Genomic DNA, 17358 nt, shown 5'->3' with positions numbered 1-17358 from the left:
AAAATGACTCCTTTTACCTGCCTTATGTCCACATACTGGGTCAGGCCGTCGGCCCTAAGTTCCTGAAGCTTGCTTTCGAGATAGTAATTCTCGTCAAAGGCAAGGGCAATGTCCCTCCATCCTGGTGCGCCTGGGTCAGTTATCACTCCGTCCGCCTCACCGTCGTTGTCAAATTCGCCTCCGTCTAAAATAGCGAAGTCGAGTCTTGTCTTTCCACCTTCCGTAACTATCTGGCCGCCGTACTCAGGGCTTGCGAGGTTAACCCAGGCACCTTCCTGGTTCTGTTTCCAGTAACCGTTTATGGCGATGTTCTCATCGACAAAAATACTGAAATTTTCCGACGATCCGGGGGTTTCGATGTCAGCTGTAAAGCTTATCATTCCAAGTGGCATCTCGACGTTTTCAGGAAGATTAGCCGGAGCGTCAATCTGCTTAACATCCTTGAATGTCACAGGAGATGTACCGGAATCAATTTTTCCTTCGTCAGAACCTCCGACAAGGGTCAAAAACACCTGGGGCGCTTCACCAGGATCGCTGACAGGCGTCGATGTATTAAGGAATGGAACGGAGCTGACTCCGCTCTGGAGCTGATCCTGTACTCCGTCGCCATTTCCGTCTCCTGTCACGCCGCCTGTTAGGCCGGGAACATACCCTTCCACGACCTCCGGCACTCCGTCATTGTCGTTGTCAGGCAGATTTCCCCAATCACTGGCAGGTGGAATTACCGGAGCAGGATTTGGCGCAGGCGGCTGGGGCGGATCAGGAGGAATGACGTTTTCAACCGCATCTGTCACAGTAACCGTGATTGACTGACTGTCTACCCCGCCGTTTCCATCGTTTGCCTGGACAATCACCTCGTATGTGTTGTTTGCGCCATTGTCCGTAGGAGACTCAAAATCCGGGGCGTTTATAAAACTAAGCGAGCCTGAGGCCGCGTTGATTTGGAATCTTGACTGATCCGCTCCTCCTGTTAATGAAAATGTCACTGTCTGACCAACGTTTGCATCAGTTGCCGTTACTGTCGTAATTGCCGTCGTGTTCTCGACAGTATTAATCGCGGCCGTCGCTCCTCCTCCGCTTGAGGTGATTACAGGAGGCTGATTTAAGGTAACTGTTATGCCGTTCAGTAAAAGATCGGCCACGTTCACTGCGGCATTCGCCCCTGCTGCCCAGTCTTCTGCTGCAGCAATATTGTAAGTTGTATTATCGTTTGACGCTGTCCCGTTTTTGTTAAGAATCTGGTTGACCTCTGTTTTGTCTGTACTTGACAAAGTCAGCGTGAACTGGGTCTCAGATGTGATTTCGACATTGGCAGTATCTGTCAGTGTATAGGTTGCGCCAGCTTCTCCTGTAAAAATGAATTTGTTTGCGACAATGTCGTTAGCCGCTCCGTTCAGCTTCAAGAAGTCGGTTCCTGTCACGACAAGAGCTCCTGTGCCACTGTTATACGCGGCGCTTGTTATTGCAGGAGCCGGGACATTACTGACTGTTATGCCGTTACCAGCAAGATCTGCCACGTTTACGGATGAATTTGCGCCTGCGGCCCAGTCTTCAGCAGCGGCGAGATTGTAGGTTGTTCCGCCTGTTGACGCTGTGCCATTACTGTTTATGATCTGTTTCAATGCGGTCTGGTCAGCCCCATTAAGGGTAACTGAGAAAGATGTAGCGCTTGTTATTTCAATGCTTGTTGTCGTTAGCGTATACGTGGCTCCGCCATCTCCAGTCAGGGTGAGTTTGGATACGTCGATGTCGTTTGTTGCTCCACTGAGTTTCAGAAAGCCTGTTCCTGTAGCTGTGAGAACACTGGTTGAAACATTGTAAGCTGCAGAGGTTATTGTTGGAACAGCAACATTGCTTACTGTTATTCCATTTCCTGTTGCATCCGATGTATCGTCTGCTATGACATTCGTATCCCAGTCATCTGCTGCCGCAAGATTGTAAGTCGTGTTTCCTGTCGAGGATGTGCCGTTCTTGTTTAATATCTGATTTAAGGCTGCCATGTCAGTGGCTGAAAGCGCAAGAGTGAACTGGGTTGCAGAAGAAAGCTCCACATCAGGAGTATCTGTCAGGGTATAGGTCGCCCCGCCCTCACCGGTCAGGGTGAATTTACTGGCGTCAATGTCGTTGGCTGCCCCTGCTTTTGCCTGGATGTTCGTACCCGTAACAACCAAAGAACCTGTTAAAGCATCGTATGTTGCTGACGTGACCTTTGGAGCTATTGAAACAGTAACCGCATTTGTTGCGTCAGATATGTCCGCAGCGCTTTCCGCAGCAGCAAGCCAGTTGTCGGCAGCTGCCAGATTATAGGTCGATCCTCCGGAAGAAACAGTACCTACTTGATCAAGAAGAGCGTCCACATTCGTCTTGTCAATTCCGATCAGGGTGACCGTAAAGCTTGTGGAACTTGTGATCTCAACGTCATTTGCGCTGGTAAGGGTATATGTGTCGTTAGCAGTTCCGCCGGTCAGGGTAAGGGTCGAAATATCTATGTCATTGGCTATATCTACTTTTTTGAAGAGATTAGTCCCAGTAATCTGCATTATGCCCGAGTCCGAATCATAGGTTGCGCTTGTGATTGTCGGAGTGGCAACATTTGAGACAGTAATCCCATTGCCGGTCGCATCAGAAATATCTAAGCCCGTAGGGCTTCCAGCAAGCCAGTTGTCAGATACTTCAAGGTTGTAGGTTGTCGCACTTGAAGAAGTTGTACCGTTTTTGTTCAGAAGCCCATGCACATTCAGCTTGTCTGTTTCTGAAAGATTCAGGGTAGCGCTTGTGGATGAAGTGATTTCCACATTGGCTGTGTCGCCTAAAGTATAGCTTGCGCCATCTTCACCAGTGATGTTTAGGAGATTGGCAATAACGTCATTATTGGCCCCTGATGCAGCCACGAAATTGTTTCCGGTAAGGGCCAGTTGTCCGGTTGACCAGTCGTAAGTCGCGCTTGTTATGGAAGGCAAACCGAAAGAAACCGTTGATCCCACTGACAATATTGCAGTATCAGCACCTCCATTTGCAGTTCCTCCGTCATCCTTGACACTGGTTATGGTAACAATCCTGTCGCTACCTATTGTCGGATTGCTGCTCGTGTTCTGATACTTAAGCCCGTTTACCAGGGTTTGCCAGTTGGCGGAGGTATCGGTTTTGGTCAGGGTAATCGTAGCCGTACTTCCTGACACGGACACGCTGTATCCAAAGGAATTAGTCGCACTTGTTCCGCTGCTACCATTCGTCAGGGCCACGGTGGTTCCATCAATTAGCAGGCCTTCAGAAGCTCCGTCCGTCACATTTGTAACAGTCAGCGTCGTACCTGTGATATTCTGGCCAGCCTCGATTGTGCTTATAGACGTTCCGGAAAAGATCGTCGAAGCCGGGCCGCCTGGCAGGTATGTGGGATTACTACCTGTAGAGCTCATGGTGGGCGCGTCGTTAATTGCGCTGACAGTGATCGAAGCGGTGTCCGTGGCAGTAGAAAATGCCGTAGTCCCGCCATTGGTTGTTGTGTCGACCTTGCTGCCAGCACTGCCACTTCCCTGATCCCAGGCACGGTAGGTAAAACTTGCAGATGTGCCATCCGCACCATTTGGTACGAAGCGAACCTTGTCAGTATCTCTAAGGAGCAGGGAGCTGTTGCCGGCCACGGCTCCTATTGCTGCCCATGATCCTCCGTTGTTCGTGCTGTATTCCCACGCGCCATTGCCGGAAGTAAGCCCAGTGATGGCGATGCCTTCCACAGCGCCGCTGTCCACGTCGGTAATACTTGCACCAATAATGCTCGCAACCGTCTGGCCTGCATTGGTCGTGTCATCTTCAGTAATGGTCGTAAGCGTCGGCGTGGCTGGCGTCAGAACAGGTGCGTCGTTGACTGAAGTGACTGTGATTGATGCCGTGTCCATAGATGTGGAAAAAGCAGTTGTTCCCCCGTTGGCGCTGGTGTCGACCATGTTGCCGGCAGTGCCGCTGGTCTGATCCCAGGCACGGTATGTAAGGCTGGCAGAAGTGCCGTTCTGTCCATTGGGTACGAAGCGAACCTTGTCAGTATCGCGCAGCAGAAGTGCGCTGTCTGAGGCCACGGCCCCCACGGCAGTCCAGGTGCCGCCATTATCTGTGCTGTATTGCCAAGTGCCTGTGCCGGAAGTAAGGCTCGTGATGGCCATGCCTTTGGCTGCTCCGCTGTCCACATCTGTGATGCTGGCGCCAACAATGCTCAAGACCGTCTGCCCGCCATTGGTCGTGTTGTCCTCGGTGATTGAGGTCATCGACGGCGTGGCAGGTGTTACGACTGGTGCATCATTTACTGGGGTAATGGCAATCGTTCTAGTATCGCTTGCCGAACCGCTGTTTTTATCTGTGGCAGTGACTGTTACCACACGGTTTGTGCTTCCAGGATCATCACCTGTATTTTGATATCTGATTGACTGAAGCGTTTCCTGGACAATTGCATTGGTTGCGTCGCTATCAAAGGTAATGGTCAGCTTGGTTCCATTTGTGACAACACCGCCACTTGCAGAAAGATCACCTACATCTGTGCCATTGGCGAATATGTCTGTGCCGCTTATGGTGATGGCGGTTCCGTCTCCATCTGTATCAGATATGGATATCTGGTCTGTTGCGATATTGCCGCTTGTGATCTGTATCTCAAGTTTGCCTGCGTTCCAGTCCGCGTCTCCATCAGCGTCATTGACCGTACCGCTGGCGTCGATCTGGATTGGCGAGGCGTTTTCCGTGTAGCCCAAATTGGAATTGTCTAAGCCGATAGTAGGCGTGATATTGAGGACGAGCGTCGTTACATTCGCCGAGGTAACACCAGTCAGACCGGTGGCCGAGGCGTCAAGCTGAAAGATTTCACCATTGGTATTTGTTGTGTAGGTTACGTCGGTAAAAGTTGCGATACCGCCCACCGCAGCCACAGTAAGCGTCCCGGATAGAGTGCCAGGATCGTTTTCAGAGAGCGTTACATTGCCAGTGAAGCCGATGTCCAAATTCCCAAAAGCATCCACAGCCTTAACGACCATCTGGGTTGTCAAAGGGCTGCCGCTGGTGCTGCCTGCTGGCTGAGTAACGACAGCGAGCTGGGTTGCAACAACATTAACGGTACTTCCGGTACTATTTGTAATGGCCGATTGTCCAGCGGCCATGGTTGTTCCGCCTGCCGAAACAGTGACGTCCGTGTCTCCATCGATTGATAATATATATGTCTGACCTTCTGTTAAGGACGTGTTGTTAGAATAATAGGCGTTGACTCTGTATGTTTCGTTGCCGCCATTGGCGACTGAGAGAGTGAGACCTGAGAAGGTCAGGGTATGTGCGGCATTATTGTATGTCCCGGCGACATTGGTTGCGTCTGGTCCATTCAATCGCCAAACGACTTTGCTGAAGTCGCCGGTGCCGGAAGTGTGCAGCACCAGTTGGGATACTCCAAGAGCCAAACCGTCGCTGGTTCCTCCGTCAGTCAGTTTGAAGTCGAAGACGTCAATGGCCTCTCCGGCAGTGTCAATCGTCGTGGCGAGGGAAACCGGTTCTGTGACCATTGTTCCTGCGGTGAGTGTTCCATCCGCATTGGCCGGAGGGGCCGAGTTGTTGATGAAAACGGAGACCCGACTTGAGTATGAGTATGCTGGGAACATTTCACTAGCGTAAAAAGCGACCACAAGGTCTTTGTCGCCGTCTCCGTCCACGTCACCTGCTCCCAGAACAGTCCCATCGACGGGGACACTATATTGAAGAAACGTAGGATCCTGAAAAGTTTTGCCAGCAGCGGTTAATGTCCCGGAACCATTGTTTAGATATAAATCTCCTGAAAACCCATCCAGATCACCGTCGGAATCGACATCTGCAAATCTGTAGGGAGCGCCTCCTGAAAAATTTTGTATGAGCGTACCTAATCCGCCGGAACCATTGTTCTGGTAGAGGTTCAAACCGTTGCCAGAGCCTAATGCATTGGTGAGAATATCTGCGTATCCATCGCCTGTTACGTCTGCTGAGATAGCTGTGCTGCCATAGACATCGCCAAACGTGGAGCCTGAACTGAACGCTCCGCTGCCGTTATTCAGCAGAATGCGTCCGTTGTTTTCCTCGTAGGAGACGACATCAAGGTCTCCGTCCTTGTCGAGGTCGGCAAGGGCAACAGCCAGGGGGGTTGAACTGCTCGCAGGCGTTGATGAGATTGTGAAGGTTCCTGTTCCGTTGTTTTTGTAGACCTGATAGTTACCATTTTTGAGCGCGATGAACATATCCACATCGCCATCTCCATCCAGGTCGCCAACTGCCACATCATTTACGTTTGCTGATGTAGTCGAAGCGAGTGAAAATGTTCCGCTTCCATTGTTTTCGAAAATGGAGATCGGCGCATCCAGGGACCGTGTGATGAGTTCCAAATCCGCATCACCGTCGATGTTGACCAGAAAAGACCTGACGACTCGCATTGCTGAAAATGTCTGCGTCTTGGTGAAATTTCCGCTCCCATCGTTCTTGAAAACCATACTGCCTTGAGAACCTCCAGCGCGTTCAACACCTACAAAGAGGTCCAGGTCACCATCTCCATCGATGTCTCCGAAACTCGCTGTGCTCGCTCCCGAGTTGTCGGTAGTACTTGTGAAATCCCAAAGTGGAGTAGTGTTTAAATTGTATGTCAATGCCATATCGTCCTCCGTTTAATCCCAAAGTACATTTATTTCGATGTTGGTTTGATGACGCTGGAGCGACTTCGCTCGTCGTTTCTCCAGAAAGCCATATTGATATATTTTTCAAAAATATCTGGTGGCAATATTGGTTCTCTTTCAATGGGCTCTACTTTTTTTCGGACCGTATGCAGGCCAGCCAGCCCTAAAGCTTCGTCAAACTCCGGTGCTTCGAAGTCAACATTTTCAAAATCGTGGCCATCGAACCACGGTTCTTCGGTAAACTGATAAATCAGCTTAAGAACCTTTTCCGGGGATCGCACAAGCAGATCGTATTCGACAAGAAGCAATTTGTGCGAGAACGCTCCGTAATATGCCTCCTTGAGCGCGGCCCAAGGAAATCCGATCAAACGATCGTGTTTGGCCAGAGTCGCCATCCGGCTGTAAACAGTGGATCGTTCCGATTCGCTGGAAAAAAGCTTCGTGTTTTCAAAAGGATTTTTCAGAAGCAGGCGTTCAATACTGTCCATGATCCATGGGATATCACGAACGCAAGCAATCACTTTCGCTTCCGGGAAGAGCTGGTCCAGCAATGCCATTTTGGAACACCACGCTCGGTTGGTATCAAAAAGCACTTCAGCGGCACAGGGTTCACTATAGTAAGCATTGAAAATAGATTTCAGCAGATTACGCTTCTGATTTTCATTGAGGGAAAGGGATATTTCCGTGCCCGCGCTTACCAGCTTGATCATAGCAGAGGCCAAGGGGGCAACGGGACTGCTGATGTTTGCATTGAAACGAGGGTTCTGTTTAAGCAGGGCGGAGAGCAGGGTTGAACCAGATCTCGGTAAACCTGCTATGAAATGATATTTTTTTTCTGTCATGGCAAGCTCAAGGATAATTAAAGTTAAAAATTCAAATATATAAAATTGCCATTACATCGCTATGATTATTTGAAAACCTTGTGCAGGATAATGGAGCCTGAGCTGCCAAAGGCGATGTTCTCACTGAAATCGATAACCAGATTGGCATCAATACCGGATTTCCTATCAAGAGAATCCACCATCTGGACGAACTCGTCTTTTCTGCTGCAATCAACTTCCAAACATGAACATTATCCATATTATAAAAGTAATGCTTGGATTTTTCTTGACGGGTTTATTATCGATGTCTGTCATCCGATGCTCCAGAATCCTATATAAAAACATAATTGACCTGAAAAATAGCCTAATATTTAGCAAATACTATATTTTTTTATTTCATGCAATAAGTTGTGATAACAATGGTTGCTGTTTAAAAAAATGTTTGTAACTTTGTATTTGGATTTTGGTGTTAGCTGATTGCTGTGTTGTTTGTCCTGGGCCTGCTTTTGTTTTCCTTTGCAGGTGCCGGAGCATGTGAGCCTTGACAATGGCTCGTCATCATGGCCTATGGTTTTCTTGACGTAACCATGCTATCAGAATGGCATTTGACATCCTGACCGCCACATCAAGAAAAAAAATAGTAAATGGAATCCTTTCAGTCTGAAAATGTTTCATGGCACAGATCCCTTGTTTCCCGAAGCATGAGAAACATAAAAATGGTCACTAAAGCCTGTAATATGGCTTACAGGGCTTTCAGGATCAGGAAAATCAACCCTTGCCCATCTGGAAATCTACTGCAAATGCAGCATTGATGTTTGTGAGGCAAGGGATGTAAAAGGACTGGAAGAGTGCATTAAAAAAACAATGTTTCTACTTTGCAAATACGGTGTTTCGAGTATGTTAAAAATTGCTGTGAATATTGAGGAAATCCCTTCAGAGTTTTGAATACCAATGAGTATAGGGCACGGTCGAAACAATTAATGATGATGAAGGACTAATTCTTTTATCATCAATAATTATAAAAGGATCAGGTGAATCCATAACGAAAAAACCGCCATTACCAGAAGCAATAAGCCAAAAATCAGAAGTATTACCCAGACTGTCCGCCAGGGGTTCAAAAAATACCTTGATCAGAAAGGTCTATTCCAATAAAAAACAATAAAAGCACAAGCAGCAGTCAACAGATCAAGGTTTCATAGGGCTTATAAACAGCAATTCTGCATATTGTTGCGGGTGCACACATCCTGTCTGTAACTGCCTGATATAATCTGATTAACGTTTTTCAGGAAACAATCATGACCGACAAACTCACCGAGAACTATGAAAATAGTCTTCAAACATCCTGCAAAGACGCGCTCACTGGTCTTCCCAACTATGGCTTCTTTGTTCTGAGCCTTGAAAAGAATATTAAAAAAGCGGTTGAAGAAGGAAAAAATCTTTCACTTGCCCTTCTGAGCATAGACGCTTTTTCTGAAATAAACAGAAAATATGGAATCATAAAGGCAGACTCGATACTAAGCGTTACCGGCAAAATCATAGCCGGCAATATCAGGCCAGGTGACCTCGCAGGAAGGCTTCACAGCGACAATTTCGCAATTTCTTTTTTTGACACGGATACTGATAAAGCATTTGAAATAATAGATGGAATAAAAAACCGGATCAAACATGACCTCGGTGACGAAGTCACCTTAAGCGCCGGGGTATCAGAGGCTCCTTCCCAGACAGCGATTGCCGAGGTGCTGATTGCAAATGCCAAAGAAGCTCTTTTGCAGGCAAAACTTACAGGATTCAACGAAACAAATTTCTTCAGCAGAATCCCCCAGGGACAATTAAATGATAATCCGACGATACTGGTAGCTGATGATGACCCGAAGAACCTGAAAATAATGAAAACCTTGCTGGACTCGATGGGCTACAGGGTAATGGCTTGCGACTCAGGGGCAGGAGCTGTTTCTATTATCAGGGAAACACCTCCTGACCTTGTTATTCTTGACGTCATGATGCCGGGAATGGATGGCTTTGAAATATGTAAAAGATTAAAATCAAGGGAAGGCACAAGACAGATTCCCATAATACTTCTGACCGCACTAAACGACAGGGAATCAAAAATCCGGGGAATAGAGTCAGGAGCAGACGACTTCATAAGCAAACCAGCTGACAAAAGTGAGCTTCTGGCAAGAATCAAATCCCTTATAAATGTCAAGAACCTGAACCGGAGGCTTGCCAGTTTCGAAAATATTCTTTTTTCAATAGCAAATACAGTTGAGGCAAAGGACAGATATACAAGGGGGCATATACGAAGGGTTGCAGACCTTGCGGTTTCCATAGGAAAGTCGTTGGGTATGGCAAGACATGAGCTTGAATCCCTGTGGATAGGGGGAATTCTTCATGATATCGGGAAAATTGCCACTCCTCTTGAAATCCTGAACAAACCAGGCGCACTTGATGATGAGGAAAGAGAAATCATGAAAAAACATCCTCACACAGGCTACCTAATCTGCCATCCTTTGAAAAAAAATCTTAAAGACGCCCTTGATATAATAAGGCATCATCATGAACTTCTTGATGGAACAGGCTATCCTGATATGCTCAAAGGGGATGAAATTTCACCGGCTGTAAGAATAATGGTCGCGGTCGACATCTTTGACGCGCTTACCACTGAAAGACCCTACAGAAAGGCACTGTCCCGCGAAGAGGCATTTGGGATACTTGATTCCATGGTGAATAAGAATAAAATTGACGCAAAAGTCGTGGATGCATTGAAAAAGTCAGGGATAAAAGGTGGAATGTGATTCTTAATCATCTTAGAAAGCTTATTGTTTCTGCTCTTTGTCTCGTCTTGATTTTTCCTTTTGTTTCTTCGGGCAATGAGAGGAGCGATCTAATATCTCTTAAACTTGAAGATCTCATGGATGTCGAGATAGAAACAGCTTCGAAAAAGATACAGAAAATAAGCGACACGCCCGCCGCAGCCTTTGTACTTAAAGCAGAAGATATAAAAAGGAGCGGGGCGACGAATATAATGGACCTCCTCAGGCTTGTTCCCGGAGTCCATGTTGCAAGAATTGATGCCAACAAATGGGCAATAACCTGCCGCGGATTCAATGGAAGATTCTCCAACAAACTGCTTGTTATGATAGACGGAAGAACCGTTTATTCACCGATTTTTTCCGGAGTCCTCTGGGACATGCAGGACATAATGGTGGAGGACATTGAAAAAATCGAGGTTGTCAGGGGCCCTGGCTCCACACTATGGGGGGCCAATGCCGTAAATGGCGTTATAAACATCATCACAAGAAATTCCTCAAAAAGCCAGGGAACCAGAATCGATGCCGGAGGCGGCAACGAGGAAAAAGCATACACATATGCAAAATACGGCGGCAAGATAGGAGAAAACACCACCTACCGCCTCTCCGGCAAATATTCGGACAAGGACAAGGGCTGGTCTTCGTCGGACATGAATGTTGACGACGGCTGGAATACCTCAAGATGCGGAGCGCGAATTGACATGGACAGGGGCGACACAAAGGCTCTTTTCATGGCCGAGGCATCTGATACTGACGTGAGCGAGTCCAATCTCTATTCCATGGCGATTGTCCCAGCCTCAGCCCAGTCTTTAAGCGGCGGCACCAAAGCAAGCCCTCTGCCAACGAACGCCAAGTCCTTTTTATACGGCCAGTATGCCCTGGCCAAAATTGAAAAGAGCCTCGACAATACATCAAGCATTTCTTTTCAGGGCTATTTTGACAACGCAGTCAGAAACAGCTCGAATACAAACATGAACCAGCAGACAACAGACCTTTATGCCCAGTACAGGCTTCCGGCCATCAAAAGAAATGACATAATAACAGGTGGCGGGGCAAGGTTCATGAATGACAGCTTTAAATCGGACAACCCTTATTACGGACTGAATCCCGAAGAACATTCGTATAACCTGTTTAATTTTTTCATTCAGGATGAAATCGAGGCTGTTAAAGACTTTTTCTTTATTACGGCAGGAACCAAACTTGAAAGAAACGATTTTTCGGGCTTTGAATTTCAGCCGTCTGCCAGGGCAATCGTAAAACCGGCAGACAACACTTCGGTGTGGTGCTCAGTATCAAGGGCTGTCAGAACCCCATCCAGGGGTGAAGAAACGGCTTTTGTCAAAATGCAGACACCTGTTCCGGGAATACCCATAATAACCCTCCTGAGCCGCAGCGAGGTTATGTCCGAAAAGCTCTATGCATATGAATTCGGGCTCAGACAGGGAATAGGCAAATCCCAGTCCGTTGATCTGGCCTTTTTCTATAACGACTATACCGATCTTAGAACTCTTGAAGTTACCGATAATTACAGGCTGCAGATTGCAAACAATATGAAGGGAAATACCAGGGGCCTTGAAATATCCTATGAAGCAAACATAATGCCCGGATGGATGATGAGCGCCGGTTATACCTATTTCATAATGGATCTGAAAAAAATGGGCGGAGACCCCTTTGATACCGAATATTCGACAGAAAATACGGATCCGCGCAACAAGATCGAGCTGAGATCTGCCTTTGATATTTCCGACACTGTAAGACTTGATCTCTGGATGAGGTATGTGGATGAAATAAAAATATATGACATACCCGCATACTGCTCTGCAGATGCCGCGCTTGGATGGCAGATCACTCCGAATGTTGAATTCTCTTTTTCAGCCAGAGATATTTTTGATGACAGCCATCCTGAATTTCCGCCGGAAATTCTCCAGACTCTGCCAACCGAGCTTGAAAGAAGCGTGTTTGCAAAAATATCCTGGAAAATTTAACGGTGGCGCACTTGATTAAAAAATCAATCAGAATATTTCTTTCAGCCTTTCTTGCGCCCGTGTTTTTTGTCTCCATGGCCAGTGCGGGAGAAACAGGCAGGGAATATGTTGTCAAGGCTGCCTTTCTTTATAATTTCATTAAATTCGTTTCCTGGGAAAATGAACAAACTCCTGACAGCGTGAACATCTGCGCCTTTGGTGATCCTGAATTCATAAGGGATCTGAAGACCATAGAAGGCAAGAAAGCCCATGAAAAAAACATATCCGTTACTGAGATGGAGTCCCTTAATAACTCTATTCAGTGCAATGTTCTTTTCATAAGCAGATATGAGTCCCAGGATTATAAAAAAATCATGGCTGAAGCAGAGAAAAACAGAATTCTTACTATCAGCGACATTGATGGCTTTGCCGAAAAAGGCGGAATCATCGAACTTTTTACAACTGATGACAACAGGATAAGGTTCAGAATCAATATCAGGGCCGCTGAAAAAAGCGGTCTGAAGATAAGTTCCGAGCTTTTGAAGCTGGCGGTTATTGTAGGAAAGGACAACTGACATGAACAGCTTCAGGGATATTTCCATAAAGAAAAAAATTGTGGCCATAATAATGCTGATTGTTATCACGGCAGTTGTTCCTGTATCTGTCATGTTTACATTTTATCAGCTTGGGGATTTTAAAAAGCATACAAAAGAAAATGTCAGGGGCATAGCAAAAATTATGGCCGCAAATTCAGTCGCAGCATCAGTATTCAATGATAGCGACGGAGCCATGTCAAACCTGAAGCTTCTTGACACCCAGAAGCATATCATCTTTGCCTGTATAAAAAGAACCGACGGCAGCATCCTGGCAAGATATGAAAAAAACCCTTCGAATTTGAATCCTACCTCCATTGAGAAGATATTCAGCAATGCAGACGGAGATGTCATTCTTTTAAACAAGCTCATCCATGTCAGGGACGACATCATTTTTGACTCCGAAAAAGTCGGATCCATATACATAACCGCAGACCTGAGCGACTATTATGACGAGACTTTATTCAATCTTCTGCTCCAGATAGGAGCTTTCATGGCTCTTTTCTTTGTCTCATATCTGCTTGCCAGCTATTTTCAGAGAATAATAACCCAGCCTGTAATAAATCTTCTCGGATTGACCAGAAAGGTCGCTGAATCAAGAAATTACGGCCTCAGGGCGGAAAAGCACGGAAATGATGAGACGGGCGATCTCATAGACGGTTTCAATGACATGCTCAAAGAGATCGAGACAAAGGACAGGGAGCTGATATCCTATGCAGACGGGCTTGAGGTTCTTGTTTCAGAGAGAACCATTGAGCTTAACAGAAAAAACAGCAAACTCAGAAAAGCTGTTGGAGCACTCAAGGTAGCCAAAGACCAGGCTGTAGCAGGAAGCATAGCAAAATCGAGATTCCTCGCCAATATGAGTCACGAGCTAAGAACTCCGCTTAATCATATCATAGGATTCACCGAACTCGTCCATGATGGCCAGCTTGGAAGACTGAACGAAAGCCAGAAGGAGTATCTGGGAGATGTGCTTGAAAGCAGCAGGCATCTTCTGACACTTATCAACGACATACTGGATCTGTCCAAGATTGAGGCAGGGAAAATGGAACTTTCTCTGTCAAGCGTTCTTCTATCTGACTTCCTTGAAGAAGCCGCCGGAATAATCAGGGACAGATGCATGGCCAAAGGCGTAGATGTTGCTGTAATTTGCAGGGATCAGGAGCTTGCTGTAAGGGCAGACATTGTAAAACTCAGACAGATAATATACAATCTTCTCGGCAATGCCTTGAAATTCACTCCCGAAGGCGGCAGAATAACCATCTTATCCCAGGCCATTAAAAATGGGACATTCGCATCGATAAGTGTTTCAGATACTGGAATAGGGATCAAAAAAGAAGATCTGCAAAGAATTTTTTCCCCCTTTGAACAGGCGGACGACACTATTTCCAGGAATTACCAGGGCACCGGCCTTGGGCTTTCCTTAACCAGAAAACTTGTGGAACTCCATGACGGAAAAATCTGGGCGGAAAGTAAGGGAGAAAACAAGGGCAGCTGTTTTCATGTGGTGCTGCCCCTCAACAGCATGTAAAAAGCAGCGGTCATTCCTCCCCGTGATTCTTGTATGCGTTATTTTTGATGGACTCGCAAAAAGTCTAAAAATGGCTTAAGCGTCATGCCGGACTTGACCAGGCATCCAGTAATTTCAGCCACTTCTGGATTCAGGCCTGCGCCGGAATGACGGTAATCGGACTTTTTGCGACCTTGTCATTTTTACTTATATGTCTGATTTCTTTCCGTAGCCACCCGCGGATTTCCAGAAGAGGATACCCAAATGAGCAAAAAGATTCTTATAGTTGAAGATAATGTCCTCAACCTGAAGCTTACCAAAAAACTGATCACCATGTCCGGGCTGCATGCGCTGACCGCATATAATGCAGAAGATGGAATAAGGATGGCAAGGGCTGAAAAGCCGGATCTTATACTCATGGATATCCAGCTTCCCGGAATAAATGGTCTTGATGCCACAAGAATATTAAAAAATGACAAGGCTATGTCCTCGATTCCCATAGTTGCTCTCAGCGCGCACGCCATGCAGGAAGAAATGAACAAAGCGAGGGAGGCGGGATGCAACGGATATATTACAAAACCCCTTGATACCCGGACATTTCTTAAGACGCTTCACGGATTTCTCTTTTCTGAAATTGATAATAAGGAAGACCGTTCTGATAATAAAGGAGACAGCTCCAAAACGCCGAGGATTCTCCTTGCCGACGCTGATCCTGAAAACAGAAAGCTGGTTAAAAATTATCTTTCAGGGCTCGGAGCGGAAATCATAAACGCAGCCGGGGAAAACGGGATATCTGCGTCGCTCAATGTGTTTAGTGACGGCATTGACCTTCTGATCGTAGGTTTTGTGTCTCCGGAAACGAGACGATTTGAGACTGCTGAAGCATTCAGGGCCGATTCCGCGACAGCTGAAATCCCCATACTCGCAATCACAAACGGGCCATCTGAAATAGAAAGAGCATGGAGTGCAGGAGCAGACGCCATAATAGGCATGCCGCTAAGCCAGACAGAACTTATGGAAAAGGTGTGCAGGCTCCTAAATTTAAAAAAAGGGACGTCACCATGCATGAAAAACGGCTGTTCCCCAATTTCTGAGGGACTTTCAGCAGCGCATCCAGTCATAGTATTCATAAACCTTGATGAAAAGAATGTAGAAAAAATCATGAACGCCCTTGTTGATGATAAAAAATACAGGGCGCTTATGTTTTCCGAGACCAAGGAAGCCCTGGAATATATCAAATCGGGTCGTGCTGATGTTATCTGTTTTCCTGTTGTTCTTCAGGATTATAATCCGGTATCTTTATGTGCCGTCATCAAATCACAGGAATCAACATCAGGAATACAGATTCTGGTGCTTTCCAAAAATATGGGTACTGAAAAAAGAATTCAGGCCATCAATGCGGGCTGCGACGATTATGTGGATATGCCTGTTCCCATATCAGAGCTATCTGCAAGAATAAGGGCGCTGGTCAAAAAAAAGAACCGGTTCGATGCATTGAGTTCAAAGGTTGAAAATGCCATGAGCTCATCCATAACCGACCGGCAGACCGGCCTGTATACCTATTCCTATTTCAGGCATTATCTGGACATAGAAGTAAAGCGCAGTATTCGTCAGGGATACTCCATTGCTGTTATGGTCATAGAAATGAATGATTTTGGGAAATATACCGATATACATGGCAACCAGACTTCGGAAAACGCGATAAAGGAAGCCGCAGCCATAATAACCGCATGCATAAGGGCTGTCGATTTCCCGGCCAGATTTTCGGTTCACAAATTTGCCGTTATTTTTCCATATACTGACAATAATGAGGTCATGATTGTTGCAGAAAGAATAAAAAAAGGGCTCGCCGAGTGTTTTGGAAGTGTGGATGCCTGGCATGAACAGATATTCTTCAGCTCCGGTCTTGCCATTTGTCCTGAAGAAGCCATAGATTGCGTATCCTTGATTCACAAGGCCAATTCCAGACTAATCGAATCTAAATCAGAATAAGGCAGATTCCCGTCATTCCGGCGTAGGTTTGCTATCTTGCCAATCTTGTTGAAACAAAGACAAAAGGATGCGTGACGCGTCCCACGCACCCTTTAAGTCAAAGTTCTGAATATATTAGAAAATTCCTGCTACTGATTTTGCCAGACCTTCCTCAAGCGCAGGCAGGGCTTCTTCGAATTTAAGATTAACCTGGTTTGCGTATGAGCATATTCTGGTCTGATATTTCTTTCTGTTTGTGGTTGTATGGCTTGATTGTGAAACAGAAGACGACTTTCCCTGCTTGAGCTGGGATTGGCTGGACTGGGATACTTTTTCAGGGGTTTTTTCGGCAACCTGAATGTCCGTTACTATGGAGTAGGTAACATCTTTTACAAGCGAACCGGAAATCATTTCGGCCCCTGCGCCGAGAAGACCGCCAACAACAGCTCCGGTTGTGGTATTTCCGTTGCGAGCGTTAGCAATCCCGCCGCCAATTGCAGCTCCTGCAAGTGCGCCTCCAAATCCAGCCATTCTTGACTGCTCAAGTGCTGTCGGGTCAGTCTGCCCTACGAAGAGGATATTGGCCTGAAGAATATAAAAAGCCGTTTTGGGATTGGTTACTATTCTGTAACCCCTTCTCTGGAGATGGCTTGTTACGACAGGAAGAATATCAATATCCTTGTCTGAAGTATTTTTAAGATCAACATATATGGTTTTCTCGGTCTGATTTTCAAGTTCCAGGAAAATGGTATCAGACATTTTGGTTTCCACTTTGAGGTCTTTTTTGGTGATGGCGGTCTGGGTGGCTGCACAGCCATAAAACATCATTAAAACCATGAGAACAGGGAAAAGTTTTTTCATTTTAGCTCCTTATACATTTATTTTTTTCAGACAAAACTCTAAATCAGCCTGGTTTTCAACATTTGCGGCATCGATTTTATAAGGGAAAAGAAGGGCGATATCAAAAAACACCACTTTTTTTATTAGTAAAACGAAAAGTTTGCAAGTCATATTAAATATCTGCCAA

9 protein-coding genes are annotated in these 17358 nt (G+C 46.2%); 5 read left to right on the top strand and 4 right to left on the bottom strand.

Translation table 11 applies throughout. The features are described from left to right. The 3 genes from K245_RS26190 to K245_RS27585 form a co-directional block, all read right to left on the bottom strand. The coding region (locus K245_RS26190) for an FG-GAP-like repeat-containing protein (protein ID WP_051283782.1) at positions 1 to 6641 on the bottom strand (6641 nt) is incomplete at its 3' end. 29 nt (positions 6642 to 6670) lie between these two features. Continuing rightward, positions 6671 to 7504 (bottom strand): sulfotransferase family protein, encoded by an 834-nt coding sequence (locus K245_RS0101885; RefSeq protein ID WP_027357946.1) that lies wholly within the window; start codon positions 7502 to 7504, stop codon positions 6671 to 6673. 65 nt (positions 7505 to 7569) lie between these two features. Beyond that, positions 7570 to 7725: a hypothetical protein gene (locus tag K245_RS27585; protein ID WP_156906669.1), complete on the bottom strand. Its 156-nt coding sequence runs from the start codon at positions 7723 to 7725 to the stop codon at positions 7570 to 7572. A gap of 1053 nt (positions 7726 to 8778) precedes the next feature. Between K245_RS27585 and K245_RS26185 the strand changes: the two genes are divergently transcribed. From K245_RS26185 to K245_RS0101845, 5 genes are all read left to right on the top strand, one after another. Beyond that, entirely contained in the window at positions 8779 to 10275 is a 1497-nt protein-coding gene (locus tag K245_RS26185; protein WP_051283781.1) for an HD domain-containing phosphohydrolase, read from the top strand. Next, positions 10272 to 12275 (top strand): TonB-dependent receptor plug domain-containing protein, encoded by a 2004-nt coding sequence (locus K245_RS0101860; protein ID WP_027357945.1) that lies wholly within the window; start codon positions 10272 to 10274, stop codon positions 12273 to 12275. The genes K245_RS26185 and K245_RS0101860 overlap by 4 nt, the downstream gene beginning before the upstream one ends. Before the next feature lie 11 nt (positions 12276 to 12286). After that, complete coding sequence (locus K245_RS0101855) at positions 12287 to 12829, top strand: YfiR family protein (RefSeq protein ID WP_051283780.1); 543 nt, start codon at positions 12287 to 12289, stop codon at positions 12827 to 12829. Between the two features lies 1 nt (position 12830). Next, positions 12831 to 14381, top strand: a complete 1551-nt coding sequence (locus K245_RS26180) for an ATP-binding protein (protein WP_027357943.1) — start codon at positions 12831 to 12833, stop codon at positions 14379 to 14381. A gap of 243 nt (positions 14382 to 14624) precedes the next feature. Beyond that, entirely contained in the window at positions 14625 to 16352 is a 1728-nt protein-coding gene (locus tag K245_RS0101845) for a response regulator (protein ID WP_027357942.1), read from the top strand. A 114-nt stretch (positions 16353 to 16466) separates the two neighbouring features. Here K245_RS0101845 and K245_RS0101840 read toward each other — a convergent pair whose 3' ends face one another. Next, positions 16467 to 17192: a complement resistance protein TraT gene (locus tag K245_RS0101840; RefSeq protein ID WP_027357941.1), complete on the bottom strand. Its 726-nt coding sequence runs from the start codon at positions 17190 to 17192 to the stop codon at positions 16467 to 16469. Between the last annotated feature and the right edge of the window lie 166 nt (positions 17193 to 17358).

It is taken from the genome of Desulforegula conservatrix Mb1Pa (assembly GCF_000426225.1).
GTDB classification, from domain to species: Bacteria; Desulfobacterota; Desulfobacteria; order Desulfobacterales; family Desulforegulaceae; genus Desulforegula; species Desulforegula conservatrix.
This window is presented reverse-complemented; position numbering and strand designations above follow the sequence as displayed.

What these genes read in the sequence shown, in the direction of transcription:
- K245_RS0101885 (WP_027357946.1), bottom strand. Translation starts at nt 7,504, where the DNA reads ATGACAGAAAAAAAATATCATTTCATAGCAGGTTTACCGAGATCTGGT.
- K245_RS26185 (WP_051283781.1), top strand. Translation starts at nt 8,779, where the DNA reads ATGACCGACAAACTCACCGAGAACTATGAAAATAGTCTTCAAACATCC.
- K245_RS26180 (WP_027357943.1), top strand. Translation starts at nt 12,831, where the DNA reads ATGAACAGCTTCAGGGATATTTCCATAAAGAAAAAAATTGTGGCCATA.
- K245_RS0101845 (WP_027357942.1), top strand. Translation starts at nt 14,625, where the DNA reads ATGAGCAAAAAGATTCTTATAGTTGAAGATAATGTCCTCAACCTGAAG.
- K245_RS0101840 (WP_027357941.1), bottom strand. Translation starts at nt 17,192, where the DNA reads ATGAAAAAACTTTTCCCTGTTCTCATGGTTTTAATGATGTTTTATGGC.